Annotated in this window: 20 protein-coding genes; 2 read left to right on the top strand and 18 right to left on the bottom strand. The window is 70.8% G+C overall.

What is annotated here, in order from left to right; translation table 11 throughout:
* Positions 1–4: 4 nt before the first annotated feature.
* From ABTZ58_RS07055 to ABTZ58_RS06975, 17 genes are all read right to left on the bottom strand, one after another.
* Positions 5–4,096, bottom strand: coding sequence for a phage tail tape measure protein (locus ABTZ58_RS07055; protein WP_351351320.1), 4,092 nt, complete (start codon positions 4,094–4,096; stop codon positions 5–7).
* Between the two features lie 3 nt (positions 4,097–4,099).
* On the bottom strand, positions 4,100–4,357 hold the full coding sequence (locus tag ABTZ58_RS07050; RefSeq protein ID WP_351351317.1) for a hypothetical protein: 258 nt from the start codon (positions 4,355–4,357) through the stop codon (positions 4,100–4,102).
* 50 nt (positions 4,358–4,407) lie between these two features.
* Entirely contained in the window at positions 4,408–4,926 is a 519-nt protein-coding gene (locus tag ABTZ58_RS07045; protein WP_351351314.1) for a hypothetical protein, read from the bottom strand.
* On the bottom strand, positions 4,926–5,405 hold the full coding sequence (locus tag ABTZ58_RS07040; RefSeq protein WP_351351311.1) for a phage tail tube protein: 480 nt from the start codon (positions 5,403–5,405) through the stop codon (positions 4,926–4,928). The genes ABTZ58_RS07045 and ABTZ58_RS07040 overlap by 1 nt, the downstream gene beginning before the upstream one ends.
* A 68-nt stretch (positions 5,406–5,473) precedes the next feature.
* The gene (locus ABTZ58_RS07035) at positions 5,474–5,803 is read right to left on the bottom strand and encodes a hypothetical protein (protein WP_351351308.1); all 330 of its coding nucleotides are present in this window, start codon (positions 5,801–5,803) and stop codon (positions 5,474–5,476) included.
* Positions 5,804–5,813: 10 nt separating this feature from the next.
* Entirely contained in the window at positions 5,814–6,230 is a 417-nt protein-coding gene (locus tag ABTZ58_RS07030; protein WP_351351305.1) for a hypothetical protein, read from the bottom strand.
* 4 nt (positions 6,231–6,234) lie between these two features.
* On the bottom strand, positions 6,235–6,636 hold the full coding sequence (locus tag ABTZ58_RS07025; protein ID WP_351351302.1) for a hypothetical protein: 402 nt from the start codon (positions 6,634–6,636) through the stop codon (positions 6,235–6,237).
* The gene (locus ABTZ58_RS07020) at positions 6,633–7,046 is read right to left on the bottom strand and encodes a DUF6093 family protein (protein ID WP_351351299.1); all 414 of its coding nucleotides are present in this window, start codon (positions 7,044–7,046) and stop codon (positions 6,633–6,635) included. Before ABTZ58_RS07020 ends, ABTZ58_RS07025 begins: the two co-directional genes overlap by 4 nt.
* Positions 7,043–7,588 (bottom strand): hypothetical protein, encoded by a 546-nt coding sequence (locus tag ABTZ58_RS07015; protein ID WP_351351296.1) that lies wholly within the window; start codon positions 7,586–7,588, stop codon positions 7,043–7,045. The genes ABTZ58_RS07020 and ABTZ58_RS07015 overlap by 4 nt, the downstream gene beginning before the upstream one ends.
* A gap of 1 nt (position 7,589) precedes the next feature.
* Complete coding sequence (locus tag ABTZ58_RS07010) at positions 7,590–8,114, bottom strand: hypothetical protein (protein WP_351351293.1); 525 nt, start codon at positions 8,112–8,114, stop codon at positions 7,590–7,592.
* Positions 8,115–8,130: 16 nt separating this feature from the next.
* Positions 8,131–9,114 carry a major capsid protein gene (locus tag ABTZ58_RS07005; protein WP_351351290.1) on the bottom strand — a complete coding sequence of 328 codons (984 nt, stop codon included), beginning with the start codon at positions 9,112–9,114 and terminating at the stop codon, positions 8,131–8,133.
* Positions 9,115–9,129: 15 nt separating this feature from the next.
* Entirely contained in the window at positions 9,130–9,879 is a 750-nt protein-coding gene (locus tag ABTZ58_RS07000; RefSeq protein ID WP_351351287.1) for a hypothetical protein, read from the bottom strand.
* A gap of 48 nt (positions 9,880–9,927) precedes the next feature.
* Complete coding sequence (locus tag ABTZ58_RS06995; RefSeq protein ID WP_351351284.1) at positions 9,928–11,013, bottom strand: VG15 protein; 1,086 nt, start codon at positions 11,011–11,013, stop codon at positions 9,928–9,930.
* A complete protein-coding gene (locus ABTZ58_RS06990) occupies positions 11,010–12,494 on the bottom strand; it encodes a phage portal protein (RefSeq protein ID WP_351351281.1) in 1,485 nt (494 codons plus the stop codon). Before ABTZ58_RS06990 ends, ABTZ58_RS06995 begins: the two co-directional genes overlap by 4 nt.
* Positions 12,495–12,506: 12 nt before the next feature.
* Positions 12,507–14,123: a terminase TerL endonuclease subunit gene (locus ABTZ58_RS06985; RefSeq protein WP_351351278.1), complete on the bottom strand. Its 1,617-nt coding sequence runs from the start codon at positions 14,121–14,123 to the stop codon at positions 12,507–12,509.
* The gene (locus ABTZ58_RS06980; RefSeq protein WP_351351275.1) at positions 14,123–14,716 is read right to left on the bottom strand and encodes a hypothetical protein; all 594 of its coding nucleotides are present in this window, start codon (positions 14,714–14,716) and stop codon (positions 14,123–14,125) included. Before ABTZ58_RS06980 ends, ABTZ58_RS06985 begins: the two co-directional genes overlap by 1 nt.
* 191 nt (positions 14,717–14,907) lie before the next feature.
* On the bottom strand, positions 14,908–15,201 hold the full coding sequence (locus ABTZ58_RS06975; protein ID WP_351351272.1) for a hypothetical protein: 294 nt from the start codon (positions 15,199–15,201) through the stop codon (positions 14,908–14,910).
* A 426-nt stretch (positions 15,202–15,627) separates the two neighbouring features.
* Between ABTZ58_RS06975 and ABTZ58_RS06970 the strand changes: the two genes are divergently transcribed.
* Together ABTZ58_RS06970 and ABTZ58_RS06965 are read left to right on the top strand one after the other, a co-directional pair.
* Entirely contained in the window at positions 15,628–15,846 is a 219-nt protein-coding gene (locus tag ABTZ58_RS06970; RefSeq protein ID WP_351351269.1) for a hypothetical protein, read from the top strand.
* 120 nt (positions 15,847–15,966) lie between these two features.
* Complete coding sequence (locus ABTZ58_RS06965) at positions 15,967–16,548, top strand: GNAT family N-acetyltransferase (RefSeq protein ID WP_351351266.1); 582 nt, start codon at positions 15,967–15,969, stop codon at positions 16,546–16,548.
* A 129-nt stretch (positions 16,549–16,677) separates the two neighbouring features.
* Here the strand turns inward: ABTZ58_RS06965 and ABTZ58_RS06960 are convergent, their stop codons facing one another.
* Positions 16,678–16,917 carry a MerR family transcriptional regulator gene (locus tag ABTZ58_RS06960; RefSeq protein ID WP_351351263.1) on the bottom strand — a complete coding sequence of 80 codons (240 nt, stop codon included), beginning with the start codon at positions 16,915–16,917 and terminating at the stop codon, positions 16,678–16,680.
* Positions 16,918–17,085 lie beyond the last annotated feature (168 nt).

The raw sequence follows: 17,085 nt of genomic DNA, 5'->3' as shown, positions 1-17,085 counted from the left end.
CCTCTCAGCCGACGAACGTCAGGTGCCGGGCGATGTCCTGCGCTTGCTCGGCGGTGGACTGCTTCGCGCCGTACAGGTTGATCGTGATCTGCCGGGTCGCCTCGCGGGCCCCGGCCGCCGCCGGCGTGCTGCCGCGGTAGCGGCCGGCGGAGACCAGCTGGTAGCCCATGGCCGTCGCGGTGCGGGCGAGCAGGGCCCGCGAGCGGGCCGAGCGGTCCCACGGGATCCACGACTCCGGCACGCCAGCCTCGGCGCCCAGGACCATCGTGGGCCGGGTGAGGATGCCGCCGGTGGCCATGGCCTTGCCGCCCTGCTGCACCCACTGCCGCACGAATGTCGACTTGTTGGCTTCCGGCAGGCTGGCGATCTGCTTGGTCATCTTCGGGACGATGGCCTTGATGGTGGCCACGTCCAGCCCGGCGGCGATCAGGTCGGCGAACCCGCGGCCCGGGCCGCCGCGCAGCGTGGACAGCAGCGTCAGGGACGCCGCCAGCTGCTCGCCGGTCAGCGTGTCCTGGGCTTTGCCCACCTGTGCGTTGGCGGCGGCGGCCTGCGTCTTGGACCCGGCCGCCTGGTGGGCGAGGGTCATGGCGGAGGCGTCGCCCTGCGCGGCCAGGGCCTGGGCGAGGTCGCCGAACCCTTGCGCGGCCAGCGTCTGCAGGTCGGCCGCGAACTGCTGGTTCTCCTTGGTGGAGGCGCCGAGCTGCTTGCTGAAGTCCTTCAGCGTGGCTTTGGCCAGGTCGCCGGTCTTCTCCAGCTTGGACACGATGGACTTGAACTGCTTGTCCGACGCTCCGGCCAGGGCGTTGACCAGGGCGTAGCCCTCCTCGCCCATGCCCTCCAGCATCGCCTGGAGCTCCTTGCCGCCCCGCTGCCCGATCTTCGACAGGTTGCTGCGCCATTTCTGGGTGGCCGCCACGGACTCGTTCAGCTGGGTCTCGTAGGCCTTCAGGTTGAAGGCCTTCGGGGCCTTGGCGCCCTTCTTCAGGCCCAGCTCGGCATCCGCGGCGTAGACGTCCTTGCGTTCCTTGCTGACCCGGGCGTCGGCCTTCTTCTTCTCGGCCCGCGCCTTGTCGACGCGGTCCTCGGCGGCGTCCAGCTGCTTCTTGGTGTGCTTGCCGCGCCGGACCTTGGCCAGGTCCTTCTCGGCGTCCTTCAGCTTGTCGGCGGCCTTCTTCTGGTCGGCGATGGCCTTGTTGAGGTCCTCCCAGGCCTTCTTGAGGTCCTCGATCTCCTGGTCGTAGCGCTTCTTGGCGTCCGACGGGCCGCCGAGCACCGCGGCCCCGGTCGGTGTGTACGTGAAGCCGGGGATCCCGCCCGAGGCGAGCCCGCCGGCCGCAAAGCCGGGGATGCGGTTGGCGTTGATCGCCGTCAGCAGCGGCAGGTACCGCTTCGTGGAGGCGGCGTTGACCACGAACTCCGTGTTGGACACCCGGGCCACGGCGCCGCTCGCCATGAACGCCAGGATGTCGTCGGAGCGGCCGGTGCCCGGACCGGACAGCAGCCCGTCCGGGGCGACCTGCACGTTGCCGCCGCCCGCGTAGCCACGGACGCGGCCGCCGCGCGCGTTCGCGCCGGCGTTGGGGCCGCGGCCGCCGCCACCGGTGTTGATGCGGCGGTTCTCCGTGATGTTGATGTAGTGCCGCTTGGTGGTGAGCGTGATGCTCCGGCTGCGCAGGGCCTCAATGGCCCGCCGCAGCGCGTCGACGGCCGCCTTCTGGGTGCCGGTGGGCACCGTGATGGTGACGTTCTTGCCCTTGGTGTTCTTGATCTTGAAGCCGAGCCGCTCCAGCTCCGCGCGGGCCTCCGCCGTGGGCGCCCGCATGGTGATGGTCTTGCCCTTGGTGCCCTCCACCTCCCGCTTGACGGCCTCCAGGTCGCTGATGGCGCTGGCGGTGTCTGCGCTGATCTTCGTCTTCACCGCGCCCGGCAGCTGCAGGTAGGCCGCGGTCAGCTCGTCGATCGCATCTTTGGAGAACCCGGCGGCCGTCATCTGCCGGCGCAGCAGGCTGATGTCCTGCTCGAGGACCTTCTGCCCCTTCGCCTGGCTGTTGCTCTGCTCGGCGACCGCCTGAGCATGGTCCATGGCGGCCTGCGCCGCTTCCAGAAACGCGCCCTTGACTGCACGGCCCTTCTCCGTGCTGATGTCCAGGGAGCGGCCGTTCTCCTTCACCGCGGAAGTGAGGTCGGCGAGGGACTGCCGGAAGCTGATCTCCCGCTGGGCGGTAGAGATTGCCACGCCGTTGAGCGCGTTCAGGGCGTCGGTGAGCTTCTCCGCCTCGGTGCGCTGGTCCTGCAGCTGGTCGGCGGTCAGGCCCGCTTCCTTCGCCAGCTTGGCCTGCGACTCCGCCGACAGCTTCGTCTGGGTATCCGTGGCGGTCAGCGCCTCGGCATAGCCGGGCAGTAGTGTCCGCAGCTTCTCCGTGGACGTGCCCTGCTTCTCGGCCTCGACGGCCATCCTGTCGAAGGCGTCCGCGGCCACGTCCGGGGCGCCGCCCTCGACCAGGCCCTTGAGGGCCTCGTCGACCCCATTGATCTTCTGGCGGGCCTGCTCGAGGTCGTAGCTGTCCGACCCGAGATGAGTGATGGAATACAGCGAGTCACCCACGCGGTCCAGGGCGCCCGGGTGTGCGATGCGGGCCACGGCCTCGCCGAAGCCGTCCAGGTCCTTGCCGAACGTCTTGGTGAGTTCGCCTGCGGCCTTACCCGTCCTGGCGAAGTTCAGCAGCGAGTTCTGCAGCCTGGTGACGCTCGGCGGAGCAGCGTCGAACTGGCTGATCAGCTTCTCCGTGCCCCACGACACGGCGGCCAGGCCGGCCACGACGACGCCGAACCGGCCCAGGCCGAGCAGCGCGGCCCGCGTCGTCTGGGCCGTCACACCCATCGCAACCAGGGCCGCGCGCGTGGCTGCGATCCGGGGTAGCAGCAGCAGGAACGCGGCGCCAGCCAGCGACGCGGCACCGCCGATGCCCATGAAGCCAGTCACCGCGCGCTGCACCCCGGGCGGGAGATCGTTGTAGGCGTTCACCAGGTTGGTGATCCACTGGGTCATCGTGCGCAGGGTGCCGTTGGCGGCCGAGCCGCCCTCGATGAGCGCGACCTCCAGGGCGCCGCGCAACCGCTCCAGGTCGCCGATGAGGTTGTCAGTCTGGACGGCGGCCATCCGGCCGGCCGCGCCCTGGTCGTTCACGCTCTTGACGTACCGGGTGATGCCCTCGGCGCCCAGCTCGTACATGATCGTCGCGGAGCGGACGGCGTCCGCTCCGAAGATCGTGGCCATGGCGGCGTTGCGGGCCTCGGGCGTGAGCTGGCCGAAGGAAGTCTTCATCCGGCCGGCGAGCTCGGTCAAACCCACGAACTTGCCCGTGGAGTCGTAGGCGGAGAAGCCGATCTGGTCCATCATCATCTTGGCTTCTTTGGACTGCGGGACCAGCCGCTGCAGCATGACCTTCAGCGAGGTACCGGCGTCCGAACCGATCAGGGCGTGGTCGGCGAACGCCGCCAGGGTGCCCACGGTGTCCTCGATGCTCAGCCCGGTCTGGTGGGCGAGCAGGCCGCCCATGCGCAGCGACATGCCCAGGCCGTGCACGTCGGCCGCACTCTTGTTGGCGCCGGCCGCGAGCAGGTCGGCGATGTGCGTGACGTCCTTGCCAGCCAGCCCGAACGTGTTCATCGCCTGCGCGGACACCACGGCCGCCTCGGTGAGGTCGACCTGCCCGGCCGCCGCGAGCGCCAGCGAGCCCTTCAGAGCGCCGCCGATGATGTCCGCCGTGGAGATGCCGGCGCGCGCCAGCTCGGCCTCCGCCCGGGCGGCCTCCGTGGCCGTGAAGCTGGTGGTCTTGCCCGCCTCCAGCGCGGCGGCGCGCAGCTTCTGCATCTCCGCGCCGGTCGCGCCGGTCACCGCGCGGACGTTGGACAGCTCCTTGTCGAACTTCGCCGCGGCCGCGGCCGCCACGGCGAACCCGGCGAGCATCGCCGTGCCGACCTTCGCCCCGACGTCGGCGACCTGGGAGGTCTGCCGCGCGGCCTGCCGCATGCTGCGGGTGTACTGGTTGACGTCCGCGACCAGGCGGACGTTGACGGTACGGGTGGCCACAGGTCACCCCCCGGTGTGCTCGATGTGGACGTGCAGGCCCTCGGCCGCCCCGCCCTTGTCCTGGTAGGTCTTCACCGCCCGGGCCGAGGCGGTGCAGGCGTGGCAGCGGATCAGCTCGGCCCGGTAGGCGAACTCGTTGTCCCGGTCGGTGGCCTCGCCCCAGGGCTGGCGGCACTCCGGGCAGCAGTCCGCTTCCACGGCCAGCAGGGCCAGCGCCCACGCCCGGTCCTCCGGCAGCCACAGCGGCTCTCCCGGACCCACGACACGCCCCATGAAGACGCTGCGGGGCACGCCCCAGGCCCGGGCCGCTTCTACTTCTCGCCGCCAAGGCCCGCCAGGAGCGCGGAGGCGGCCAACGAGAAAGGGGCCAGATCGGTGCCGTTGTGGACCTCCCACGCGGCGTCGAACAGCTTCTGGATCTCTCCCTCGTTGATGACCTCGAAGAGTTCCTCCGCCTGCTCCGGGGTCATCACCGGGTCGACGCACGAGGCGACGATCAGCGCGCGCGGGAAGGTCCGGTCGTCGAACAGCTGCTTGTCGTCCTTGGGAGGGTGCGCGGCCAGCAGGTCGCTGTAGGCCTTGTCGCCGATGTAGCGCAGGAGAAACGGCTGCTCGGCCGCGCGGGCCGCCTCCTGGGCGGCCTTGAGCTGCTCGGCGATCTTCCGGCCCGGGTGGGTGTCGGTGAGGTCGGCCGGCTGCCAGTCCTGCGACACCCGGGAGAGCTCCTCTGTGAGCCGGTGGACCTCGCCGGCCAGGTCGCCCCGGATGCACACCGCCACCGTGCGCTCCCGGGGCGTGGCCTGCTTGAGGATGTCCTCGATGCTCGCCATCAGGCCACCGTCGCGGCGGTCGCCGGGGCGTCGGTGACCTTGATGGGCGAGACGAACTTCATGACCTCGTTCGCCGCCGGAGCGGTGTTCTGCGGTTCGCCGCACGTGGTCGGGTAGACCTCGACCTTCTGGCCGGCCGCCCACGCGGTGTCGAAGTCGATGCCGCGGCGCACCACCAGGAACCCGGACACCCCGTACTTCAGGGTCGTGTAGGGGGCGTCGTCGGTGGGGTTGTCGCCCCGTTTGAACGTCAGCTCGGTGTCGAAGCTGACGCGGCCGACGGTCTTGGTGTCGAACTTCGAGGCGAGCGAGCCGGTGTCGACGTCCGCCGTAGACGGGTCGAGCTTGAGGCCGTCGGGGGTGATGCGCTTGGTGTAGTCGGCCGCGGCGGTGAGTTCGGCCACCGTCGGCGCGTTGATGTTCGCGATGGACGAGGCCCACACCACGCGGGTCTTGCCGTCGCTGATCAGGTCTCCCATGAGGCCCTCCAGGGCATGAAGAAGGCCCCGACCGTTCGGTGCGGGGCTGGGCGGTGAGCGAGGGGCGGTCAGATGCGCAGCGCGGCGACCGTGACCGTGGTGGCGGAGCTGTAGCCGATGGCGCACAGGCCGTCGACCGGGGACTGGAAGAGGTCGGCGGCCAGGGGGCCGATCATCTTGTCCCCGGCGGCCGGGATGGAGACGGTGACGTTGGAGACGGCCTGGCCGCGCACGGCCGCCGTGGCGGTGAGCGTGACGGTGACGCTGGAGCCGGAGCCGTTCTTGACGTGCAGGAAGTTGCGGTCGCCGACCTGGCACTTGTCGCCGCCGCCTGCGGCGTTGGCGTAGGCGGGGGCGAGCCCGGCCAGCGAGATGGCCTGGGTGTTCAGGGTTGCCATGGGTCCTCCATCAGGCGGGGGTTGAGCAGATCCGGTACTGCACGGGCACGAGGAATGCGGGCGGGGTGACGTCGTCGTCGCGCTGCACCGGGGGCCCGCCCAGGTCCTCCGGCAGCCAGCAGTTGCGGCCCTGGACGGTCAGGGGCGCGGACAGGGCCCGGCGGACCCGGGCGGCCACCCACAGCGCGCGCACGACGTCGCTGCCGACGCAGGTGACCTGCATGGTGCACTCGAAGTCGGTGCGCTCGTCCGCCAGCGACTCCCGCACGGCCGTGCCCGGGTCGGGGTAGAGGACGGCGTACTTGTCGGGGGCCGTCCACCCGTCGGCCGTGGGGGTGCCGCCCAGGTACACGGTCAGGCCGGCCGCCTCGAGGGCGGCCTGGACGGCGTCCATGTGCGGTAGCACGTCCGGCGTCGCGGTGGTCATGGGCTCACCACCAGGCCAGGCCGCGGGCTGCGAGCAGCTCCATCTGGGCCAGGAACGCGGGCATCTCGGTGGCCAGAGCCCGGCCGCCGTCGTTGTGGGGTGGGTTGTTCACCGACCCGTACTCCAGCAGGTTGCCCAGCGCGCCCTGGGGGCCGCCCTTGTCGGGGCCGATGGTGGCCATGGTCAGGTCGGGGCCGTAGGGGGCGATGTCGAAGCCGATGGAGCGCGGATAGAGCTTGCCGTGCTTCCCGGCGGTCTGGCGGGCGTTGGCCCGCCAGTTGTTCTTGATGTTGACGGCGCCGCGCATGGTGACGGCGCGGGCGTCGCGCCGGATGCGGGGGATGCTGCGGGCCAGGTGCCGCTCCAGGCGGCGCACGTTGCTCATGTCGAAGCGGGCGGACGTCATGTGCGGTCCTCCGTGGTGATCCTCCAGGCGGTGGCCTGGTCGCCGTACTGGGTGCCGGTCACCCACAGGACCAGGCCGGCCATGCGGGCGTCGGGCGAGGTGAGGACCTCGATGCGCATGCCGGGTCGGATGCGCACCCCGTCAGGCAGCGGCGTGCCCCAGGGCAGGGACACCTCGTACTCCAGCAGCCGGACCTCACGCTCGGCGGCCTGGACGTCCTCGCCGGAGGCCTGCGCGATGGGTTTGACCTGCGCCTTGCCCTCGTACAGGTCGTGCTGCTGCCCGGGCACGGTGGTGCCGGTGACCCGGTCGAAGGTGTCCGCGTCCTGGCGGTAGAGCCGCACCGTCTCGCGCATGCGGCGCTCGGCGGCGGCCCGCCCGCGGGCGAGGACGGCGTCCAGGCCGTTCACGGGGTCACGCCCCAGCTGCTCACGCCGAACGCCTGCCGGATCGTGTCCTGTTCGCCGGCGAGCAGCGAGGCGCGCGCGTCGGCGAGGGTCTCGGAGTAGTCGTCGATGCTGCGCTGCTTGACCATCTCCGGGTTGGTCAGGATCCGCTTGACCGCGTCGCAGGCGACGGACACGGCGACCTGGTAGGCGACGTCGTCGGTGTTGAAACCGTGGCTATAGGTGACCGTCACGGGCCCGTCCCACAGGTATCCGTCGAGGCGGGTGAGGCGTTCACCGCCGTCCCAGGTCCAGGCCGTCGACGCCAGCCCGGCGACGGCGGTGACGTCCCGGACGGGCCGCTGCGGCAGCCGCAGCACGGTGCTGCCGGAGCCGCGCAGGGTGACGGTGTCGTTGTCGACGCGGCTGATCTGCTGGTAGCCGGCCGTCATGCGGATGAGGTTGGAGGCGTCGATCAGCAGCCGGTCCGCTTGGGACTGCTCGGCCGCCGTCAGTTCCCAGCCGATGCGGAGATCTTCGTGGGTGGCGAACGGTCCCAGCGGCATCTCAGCCTCCGTACTTCTTGATCAGCTCCGCCTTGGTCATCTTCTCGACCTCGGCGGCCTCGTCGCTGTCCTTGGCCTGGCTGGCGGCGTACTCCCGCCAGACGGCCACCGGCTCGGACTGCGGAGGGCGTCCCGGGCTGTTCTGCCCGTCCTCGTTCGCGGACGGGGTCGGTTCGGCGGCCAGGGCGGTGGGCTGGTGGCCGCCGCCGGGCAGGCCCGGCGCGTACACCTGGGGGCCGTGGGGGTTGGCCTCGCCGGCGTTGACGGGCGGGCGGAAGTCGCCCGGGCGGGGGTCGACGGCGGCGTCCCGGGCCGGGGCGCCGATCTGCACCGGCCCGGTGACCTCGCGCGGGTCGGGCATCTGGGGGGTGTCCCGCTCGGGCGGTTCGCCGTCGATGCCGTAGCCGGCCGAGCGGCAGTAGTCGATGACGGCCTGGTTGTCGGAGTGGCCGACGCCGTCCTGGAACATGACCCCGGCCGGGCCGGGGCCGCTGTAGCCGGGGACGGGTGTGGTGATGCGTGCCATGGCGTTATGTCTCCGATCAGCGCACGAGCAGGTTGCGGAGGACGGCCGCGCTCTTGGTGGCCTTGAGCACCACGGCGGCCGGGCCCAGTTCGACCTCGCCGGTCTTGACGGCGCCCGCGGTGGAGAAGTCGGGCAGCCACGTCTGCACCAGCGGGGCGTCGGCCATGGACACGCCGTGGAAGCCGTCCAGGCCGAAGCGGACCGCGTAAATGTCGGTGTAGTTGCCGGCGACCGTGGCGACCGTCTTGTTGGTGGTCGGGATGACCGGGTTGTTGCTGCCCGCCTTGTTGCCGAGGTCCACCAGCGCGATGCCCCGGTAGGTCTCGACCTGGGAGCCGAAGTCGCTGGAGGTGGCGCGGTCGTAGTAGCCCGCGCGGCGGGCCAGGGAGCGGATCCGGGCGATGGAGTCGATGTTGCCGAGGATCGCGTTCGGCTGGCCGTCCAGCGTCGCCAGCCACGCGTCCAGCAGGTCGAGCGCGTCGTTGGCCTTGCCGAGGTCGGCGCCGATCGTGGCGCCGCGCCAGTCGGTGGACACGCCCACGCCCATCTCCGTGGTGGACGCCGTCAGCGACTTGGACAGGCCGTCGAACCCGTTGACGTCGACCGCGCTGTCGCCGTTGATCACGGCGTCGTTGAACTTGGCGTTGGTCGCCTTGATCTTCTGCCGCATCTGCAGGCTGGTCTCCGCCGCGCGGGCGATCCTGTTGAGGACGCGGTCGACCTGGAAGCTGCCGCCGAGCGGCTTGAGGTCGACGGCGAAGCGCTGCTTGGTGACCTCGGCCGGCGTGTACTCGCTGTTGATCGCGCGGAAATCAGCGTTGGCCTGCGTGATCAGGCGGGTGTAGCCGTAGGTGAGGGTGGCGCCGGCACCGGCCTGGTTCACCACGTTCTCGAAGGTGAGGTTCTGCAGGATGAAGTTGTTCTTGGCGAACTCGTCGATCACCTGGGTGTCGATGTCGTCCGTCGCGTTCAGCTTCGCCTGCGCGAGCGTAACGGGCATGGATGGCTCCTAGGTTCAGCCGCCGGTCTTCCCGGCGAACTTCGCGGCGATGGCCTCGTCGAGGCTGGCCGCGGCCTTCTGGGTCTTCTTGCGGGCGCCGCCGTCGGCGTCGCCCTGGAACCGCCGGCCGGTGCCGCCCGTCGCGGGCGCGGCCAGGTAGGGGTCGGACTCCAGCAGTTCGTCGATCAGTTCGTTGATCACTGTCTTGTCGGGCCGTCCCTTGTCGTCCTCGGGGACCTCGGCGAGGTCCTCGCGGAGCAGGGCGGCGACCCGGGCCGGGTTGGCCAGGCGGCCGGCCGCCGCGGCGATCGCCGCCGCTTCGACCCGCTCGTTCCACACCTCGGCGCGGGCCTCGGCCCGGGCCTTCTCACGGATGGACTCGGCGTCGTCCTGGTCCTCGCCCTCCTTGCCGCCGTCCTTCGCGGACGTCTTGCGGCCGGAGCGGCCGCCGTCGCCCTGGCCGCGCAGCTGGGCCTTCAGGCGGCGGTTCTCCCGCCTCAGCTCGCGCAGGGCCTTGACGCCCTTCTCTCCCAGCTCGGCGTCGTCCTGGTCGCCGTCCTTGCCGTCGTCGGAGTCGTCCGCGTCGCCGGAGTCGTCTCCGTCGTCCCCCTCGTCCCCGTCGCCGTCCCCCGCGCCGTCGTCGCCCTGGCCGCCGCCGGAGTCGCCGCCGTCGGCGTAGCAGGTGAACGGGTCGGTGTAGGGGTGAGCCCAGCCGGCCCCGCCGGTGACGGCGGCCAGCAGACGGCTACGGGTGTGCTTGAGCATCGCGCTCCTCGAGGTTCAGCGCGCGGCGTCGCGCCGCACGCGTGGGGGTCATTGCAGGTAGCCGAAGCGGCGCAGCATGCGGACCGCCTCTTCCCGGCTTTCGGCAAGCCGGTAGATCTCCTCCGGCATCAGCCGGGGCGTGCGCAGTTCGAAGCGGGGCAGACCCTGCCGCGCCTCGATCCGGTCGCGGGCGAAGCGGGTGCCGGTCCGCTGCTCGGTGCGGGCCCGCTCCAGCCGGTAGAACGCACCGCGCCTGGTGGTGCCCTCGGTCGTGGCGAGCACACGGCGCCCGTAGGCGGTCATCGTCTGCATGCCACGCCGGGCGTTGACGATCTGCGACAGGTCCGCGCCCTGGCGGATCGCGCGGGCGCCGGCCTCGCCGAACACCCGCTCCTGCTCGGCGCGCGAGAGGCTGTCGAAGTAGGCGCGCGGATCGATGAAGCCGGGCGATCCACTGCCTGGCCGGGTTGTCGGTGTGAAGCCGTCCGATCCGACGCGGCCGCGGTGCTGGTTGCGGGCGATCAGCGTGGTCGGCAGGTGGATGCAGTCGCACCGCGGGTGCCGTTGGAAGCCCTTGTTCCAGCCGAACTCCTTGCCCGCCAGGATGATGCACCTGCCGCACGCGGGCGGCTGCACCACCCGGACATAGCCCTGGATCGTGCGCCGTCCGGCCATGGCCGCGCCGGTCGCCCCGCGGCCCGCGTCGGCGACCTGCGTGCGGGTGATACGCAGCGCGGACGCCATCGACCCGCGGAAGGCGTCCTCCATCGACTGTCCTGCCGCCAGGCGCACCTTCCAGTCGATGACCGGCTGGTACAGCAGCGAGATCAGCGGCCGGCCGTCGGAGGCGATCCCGGCGAGCGCGCCCGGCACGACGTGTCCGGCGGCCGCCGGGTCCGCGTCCTCGGCCGCCAGGACGGCGTCCAGGTACGGGTCGGCGAGCGCGGCCGCCGCGGTCTGCGCGTCGCTGACCGCCTCCATCAGCTGCGGCGCGAGCTCCTGCCACGAGCCGGAGATGTCCCGGCGGTCGATCCTGCGCCACACCTGCCGGACGCGGGCCGCCGCGCGGTGCGCGATGGCCTGCTGGCGGGCGTAGTGGGCCAGGGCGATCTCGCGCACCTCGGAGGCGATCACGCGGCGACCTCTTCACCGTCCCGGTCCCCGTCCGGCAGCTGCTCGTCGTCCAGGCCGTCGTCGAAGTCGTCGCCGTCGGGCGTCTTGAACGCCAGGGCCCGGGCGGCCCGGTCGGCGTCCTGCTCCAGCATCCGCTCCATGCGGTCGATCTGCGTGGGCGTGTAGCCGGCGTCCTCCATCAGTTGCCGCCACGGCACGCCCAAGGCCTTCTTCTTCAGCACCGCGTCGATGTGCTGGGCCTCGGTGCGGTACTCGACGTCGCGCCAGATCGTCTCGGCGAGCGGGTTGTTGCCGCGCTTGTCGTCGCCCTTGACCAGGAAGGCCAGGCGCATGACCTCTTCCCAGTCCTCGCCGTAGAACATCGTCTTGTCGCGGCACTTGGAGGCCAGTCCGGCCTCAGCAGCAGTCAGGGCGTCCGCACTGACGTTCTGGACCTTGCCCATGAAGTACGTGGGCGGGGTCCGGGACAGGGCGCTGATGTGCTCGGTCAGCAGGGTGATCCCGGCGACGAAGTTCGACAGGTCCGCGGCCTCGAAGTTGCCGAACCTGGCCTGCGGGTTGGAGGCGCGCAGCATCTTGTTGACCGCCAGGCGCCACAGCTCCGGATCGTCGATCTCCTGCCCGGTGATCGGGTCCTTCGGCAGGTCGATGCCGGTTCCCCACCGGGCCGGGAACGCGCCGGCCTCCGAGGCGGTGAGCATGTCGGCGATCAGTTTGTTCAGGGCGCCCTGGATCGGGATGACCTGCCGGTGCTCCGGCGCCGGATCGTCGACCAGGCGCGGCCGGTTCCGCAGTTCCACCATCGGCACCCGCTTGAGCGGGTTGTCGATGCGCTGCTGCTCGGGGATGTCCCCGCGCGGCAGCCACCGGTTCAGCGTCAGCGACGACGGCAGGATGAGTCCCGAACGGGACAGCGGACGACGCCATTTCCACAGTTCGTCCGGCAGGTACAGCGTCGCGTACTCGAACCCGTCCTCTCCGTCGAAACGCTTCAAGGCCGCCTTGCGCTTGCGCCGCGAGCCCGGCTCGTAGGCCACGATGCACTGCGTCGCGTCCTCCACCGTGATCTCCGGCTCGACGTCCTCCGCATCTGGGTCCGCCGCCCACACCAGAACGAACGCCCGCGCCTTCACCGAGGCCTCGGTGTGCGCCACCCGAGCCCAGGCGTCCATGCTGGAGGACTGCCAGATGCGTTGCGCGTCCTTGTCCGCGGCCGGCGGGTCCTTCTCGTCACCAGTGCCGAACCGGAATCCAACCGGCGTCAGCCGCTCGGCCGGAGCATCACAGACCACTTCGGACCAGTTGTCCGAGAAATCCTCGAACAGACCACCGAATGCCTGCCGGAACCGCTCGCTCGCATACCCGAGATTCTGCTTGCCCCCGTAGATGTCGTTCCACAGAGTGATGGACGCCTGCCGGCGGTCCAGCTCCTTCTCCAGCACGTCCGTGATCCGGAGTGCTTCCTGCGCGGACACGCCCACGGGCACTACCTCCTATCCGTAGCCGCTGACCGAGTTCGACACCGCGCTGGCGGCGAGTTTCAGGGCGTCGGCGCGGGCCTCCAGGGCCAGCGCGGCCGTCACTGCGGAGTCGATCTTCCGGTCCTGGGACGGCTTGACGATGGCGATGCCGGACGGGCGCCGCTCGGGCTTGGCGTTGCCGACGTGATCGGCCATCGTCGGGTTGCCGTCGTGGGTCAGCTCCCCGGCCAGGGTGGCCGTCTTCAGCCGGTCCAAGGCCGGGCACATACGGGTCGCGATGCGCGTCTCGAAGATGAGGAAGGTCTCCTCGCCGAACTCTCCGGCCCAGGCGTCGCATTCGTCTCGCCAGTCCGGCGGGTCCGCGTAGGCCCGCTCGACCTTGTACGTGGCGAAGACGTGCTTCATGCCGGCCTTGACCTCGGCGCGCGGCACGCGCCAGTTGTCCGGGTCGCCGTCGTCCCACTTGGTCCAGATCATCGGCCGGCCGTCCGGGAACGTCGGCGTGAACACGTACCCGTCCGACAGGCGACAGCAGGTGATCACCGTGCAGTCGTCGTGGTCCGAGCCGTCGAACCCCACCGTGATCCGCTCGCCGGGCGCCACCTGCTGCGGCAGCGCGCACCGCTCCCACAGGTGCTTGGACAGCCACGTCTCCGACAGGGACACCGGCAGGTTCAGGAAGTACCGCCGGAACTTGGCCCGGTCCTGGGTCGGCTTGTGGGCCATCGTGACCATACGGTCCAGGTCCATGTGGGCCGCGAACGGCCCGTAGGCCTGCATCAGGCCCCGCTTGAGCTCTCCCGGGTCCTCGTAGGCCGCGTCCTCCAGCAGCCGCTCGGGCGCCTGGACGTGGTCGAAGTACAGCCGGGGCGCACGGCCGGCCTTGTAGTTGCGGTGGGTGCGCTCAGCGATGGAATCCTCGCCGATCGCGTACATGGTCGACGTCTGCAGGAACCACGGCTCGGCCTGGTACCGCTTCATCGTGTTCCGCTCGACCGTCTCGTACATGTCCCGCAGCTCCGGCAGCACGTACAGGTGCGTCTCGTCCGCGACGGAGAACGACTCCTTGCCGCCGTCCTTCGACGCCGAGCTGGCCGTCGACGGCCGGATCTCCCCGCCGTCCGGCAGGAACACCCGCGTGGAGGTCTGCCAGTCGTTGCCGATGTCGATGTCCGGGTAGTCCTCGGCCAGGCGCTCGCTGTGGCTGAGCATGTAGGTGACGTTGGCGTAGGTGTTACCGGCCTGCGTCTCCTCCGTGGCCAGGCACCGGATGAACGGGTACGTCACCGGCCGGCCGACCGGCTCACCCTTCTGATACTCGTAGCCCCAGTGGGAGACCTCGCCCTCTTCGGCCCAGTGGTCGAACCGCACCGGGGCCAGGGCCTCGGCGACCACCAGCATCCCGGCGATCTCCGACTTCGCGCGCCCCTTCGCCCGGGACAGCAGCACCTCGTCGAAGCGACGCCGGCCGTCCGCACTGATGGCGTAGCAGCAGACGATGAACCGGAGCATCTCGGCGTCCAGTTCGATCTCCTGGCCCTGGACGTCGCCGGGGCCGTGGACCAGGTAGAACTCGATCCAGTCCGCCAGTGCGTATCCGAGCGACCGACGGACGCCCGGAGTGCGCACTACTCCTCACCGACCGCCCGAAGGCGGGACCGGACGTCGCTCCCCTTCCGGGCCGGTCGCGCCGAACGCTGCGCGGCCACCTCGTCCCCCGAGACCTCCCAGCGCAGCCGCAGCATCGACAGCGGGTTCAGGCCCAGCCGGTCGGCGAGCATCCGGGACTCCTTCGAGGCGTCCAGGTCACCCATCTCCGCCTGCACCTTCCAGCGGACGTACTGCGCGACCTCGCGCACCCAGCCCAGCCGCTCCCACATCACCGCCTGCGGCAGACGCCACAGGTCGCCCCACAGCTCGGCCTCGACGCCCTGCTGGGCCTCCAGCTTCTTCTCCAGGATGTTCGCCTCGGTCAGGGCCGCCTCGTGCTTCTTCTGCACCGCGGACTTGCGCCGACCGGTCAGCTCCGGGTCGAGCAGTTGCAGTTCCAGCTCGTCCGCCAGGCGCCGGGCGGCGTCCCGGCGGGCGGTCATCGTGATGTCGTCGAGCAGCGGCCAGGCCGGAGGTTCGCCCTCACGACCGTTCGCCGGCAGCAGCGTCATCGGCAGCGTCGCGTTGCGGCGCCGGGTGTTCGCCTTGGGCGGCGGACCCATACCTGCCATGTCTCTCACTCCCTCGTGCCATCGCGGCACGTCAGCGCCCTGCCGTCGCGGCCGGGCGGAGCTACGCAGGGTCACGCTGGACGTGTGTCGGCCGACCCCCAGACCCGTACACACAGCGAGTCACCTCCCCGGCGGTCCCCGGAAAGATCTTGGAAGGGGGCCTCCCCCGGGGTGATCATGACGCTGAGTGATCAGCGGCCGAGGTCGCCGGCGTCCAGGCCGTGCGCCGCCAGGGGGCTGACGAGCCGGGCCGTGCGGGTCACCGTCAGCGCGTCCTGCTCGTCGCGGTCGAACAGCCGGCGGCCCTCCTCGTCCACGAGGAACGCCCGGTACTCGATCACCGCATGGTCGCCGCGGGTGCAGATGGTGAAGGGACTCAAGGCGATCGTCTTCGGGTCGATGCCGTTGGCCTCCGCCCACGCGCACAGTGCCGCCCTGTGCTGCTCGATGTCCGTCGCTGTGATCACCGTGTGCTCGTGCGTCACCTGTTCCACCCTCCTGGCTGCTCGCGCGCGGTGTGGCTGCTGTGGCACGGACCGCACAGCCCACGGCCGTACTCCGGATCGTTCGGGTCGAGGCCAGCGGCGACCAGCTCGCGTCGGCTCATCGGCCAGTGGTCGGCGTGCACTGAGGGCTGGCCACACGGTCCTGTGTGGCCATGGCCCAGCGCCGTGCAGACACAGCGCCGGTCGCGCTGGAGGACCGGCTGTCGGAAGCGCTGCTCGTGCTCTCGGTCGTAGCCGCGCTGGCGTGCGCTGCCGCGCTGCTGCTCCGCCTCCTGGCGGTGCTGGGGGCAACGCCCGGCGGGGGTGAGGTGGGGGCACCCGGGGACGGAGCAGACGGTAAGGGCTCGGCGCCTGGCCACTGACTCCTCCCGATCGGTACGGTGTCGCGTCTTGGGGGTGGTGAGGATGAAAACGAGCGGAGCGCTCGGTGTCTTCGTAGTAGGCCTGGCGGTGTTCATGGTCGGTGTGGCCCGGGAGTTCACGGCCGTGTTGCTGATCATCGGCAGCGTGCTGATGCTCGGCGCGGTGGCGGCCACGGCTGGCCGACGGCGGACAGGTCCGGATCCGGAAGTGACGGTCCGCCCTGGCGGTGAGGGCCGGCCGTGGAGACGCACCCGTGAATGACGGTGGCGCGGGCGTGGGGCGTCCGCGCCACCGTCGGTTCGGGCACATACTTCCGCGGCAACGGAGCGGGACAATGCTCTCGTGGGCTTGATGTAGGCCACCGGTCACAAGGAGAAGACCATGACCACCCTCAACCTGGCTCCGGGCATCACGCTCGAGGACTTCGACCCGCGGCGGACACAGGATGTCGAGAGCGTGCAGCGCATGTTCACCGACTACCTGCTCGAGGAGTTCGACCGCATCGGCGAGCTCGCCTTCGGCAGTCCGGTCGGGGACTACCTGGCCACCAGGTTCATCCGGTGCCAAGGGCAAGACGCAGGGTTCATGTCGGTGGACACTGGCCGGTACGCCGTAGAGATCATCTACGTTGCCCCCGCCCACCGCGGCCAAGGGCTGGCCAGGATGGCACTCGAGGAACTCGACCGGATTTGCCCGCAGAAGCTCGCGCTGAAGACTCCGCTCTCACCCGGGGGAGAAGCGCTCGCCACCCTCCTGAACCTGGACCGTGCGGACAACTTCCCTCATGAGGAAGCGAAGAACGAGGAACACCTGCGGATCATGCTGGCTGGCGTCAAGCAGACCTGCCCACACGGCAAGAGGTCCGGCGATCCGCGGAAGCCGTGCGCCCGCTGCTACCGCAAGTATCTGCGCCGCTATGCCGCGATCGGTATGAAGCAGCACACGGCACGCTACCGCCCGTGAGGCGGCCGCCGTCCCTAGCCTGCCGGTGTGCCCCAGGCCAGCGGCGCGTTGGAGGGCGGCCGCCTAGGGGTCTGCGCGTTCCCGGGGCGGCCTTTCCCCTGCGCCCCTGTCGCTGGGGTGGTGTGTGGGTCAGGTGCGGTCGGTGTCGACGAGGCGTAGTGCGCGGTCGCGGGTGGCGCGTTCGGCTCGGGCGAGGTCGCTGCGGTCGTAGAGGGGGTGTCCGCGTTCGTCGAGGCCTCTGGGGGCGAGGTGGCCGCGGTGGGCCCAGGAGCGGATGGTGGCGGTGGTGACGGCGGCGGCGCCGGCGGAGACGAGTCGGCGCCAGGTGGTGGCGAGTTCGGCGGCTTGGGTGGTGGTGAGGTGGTCCATGGTCACCTCCTGTGCGCATGCCTCAGCCCCGGGCCGGGGGGAGGGCTCCGGGGCTGTATGGGCACACGTGTTCTGCTGGCAGCAGTGTTGCGCTAAGTCACGATCTTTGTCCAGCAGGGGCGCGCGGGGAACGCGCTGGCCCGCCCCTGTTCAGGTCAGGGGCGGGCC

This window comes from Streptomyces sp. NPDC094143 (assembly GCF_040303825.1).
Lineage (GTDB): Bacteria > Actinomycetota > Actinomycetes > Streptomycetales > Streptomycetaceae > Streptomyces.
Note: the sequence above shows the minus strand (reverse complement) of the source record. Positions and strands in the feature narration are given on the sequence as shown.

What these genes read in the sequence shown, in the direction of transcription:
- ABTZ58_RS07025 (WP_351351302.1), bottom strand. Translation starts at nt 6,636, where the DNA reads ATGACGTCCGCCCGCTTCGACATGAGCAACGTGCGCCGCCTGGAGCGG.
- ABTZ58_RS06970 (WP_351351269.1), top strand. Translation starts at nt 15,628, where the DNA reads ATGAAAACGAGCGGAGCGCTCGGTGTCTTCGTAGTAGGCCTGGCGGTG.
- ABTZ58_RS06965 (WP_351351266.1), top strand. Translation starts at nt 15,967, where the DNA reads ATGACCACCCTCAACCTGGCTCCGGGCATCACGCTCGAGGACTTCGAC.
- ABTZ58_RS06960 (WP_351351263.1), bottom strand. Translation starts at nt 16,917, where the DNA reads ATGGACCACCTCACCACCACCCAAGCCGCCGAACTCGCCACCACCTGG.
- ABTZ58_RS07030 (WP_351351305.1), bottom strand. Translation starts at nt 6,230, where the DNA reads ATGACCACCGCGACGCCGGACGTGCTACCGCACATGGACGCCGTCCAG.
- ABTZ58_RS07000 (WP_351351287.1), bottom strand. Translation starts at nt 9,879, where the DNA reads ATGCTCAAGCACACCCGTAGCCGTCTGCTGGCCGCCGTCACCGGCGGG.
- ABTZ58_RS07005 (WP_351351290.1), bottom strand. Translation starts at nt 9,114, where the DNA reads ATGCCCGTTACGCTCGCGCAGGCGAAGCTGAACGCGACGGACGACATC.
- ABTZ58_RS07045 (WP_351351314.1), bottom strand. Translation starts at nt 4,926, where the DNA reads ATGGCGAGCATCGAGGACATCCTCAAGCAGGCCACGCCCCGGGAGCGC.
- ABTZ58_RS07015 (WP_351351296.1), bottom strand. Translation starts at nt 7,588, where the DNA reads ATGCCGCTGGGACCGTTCGCCACCCACGAAGATCTCCGCATCGGCTGG.
- ABTZ58_RS07010 (WP_351351293.1), bottom strand. Translation starts at nt 8,114, where the DNA reads ATGGCACGCATCACCACACCCGTCCCCGGCTACAGCGGCCCCGGCCCG.
- ABTZ58_RS07035 (WP_351351308.1), bottom strand. Translation starts at nt 5,803, where the DNA reads ATGGCAACCCTGAACACCCAGGCCATCTCGCTGGCCGGGCTCGCCCCC.
- ABTZ58_RS06980 (WP_351351275.1), bottom strand. Translation starts at nt 14,716, where the DNA reads ATGGCAGGTATGGGTCCGCCGCCCAAGGCGAACACCCGGCGCCGCAAC.
- ABTZ58_RS07040 (WP_351351311.1), bottom strand. Translation starts at nt 5,405, where the DNA reads ATGGGAGACCTGATCAGCGACGGCAAGACCCGCGTGGTGTGGGCCTCG.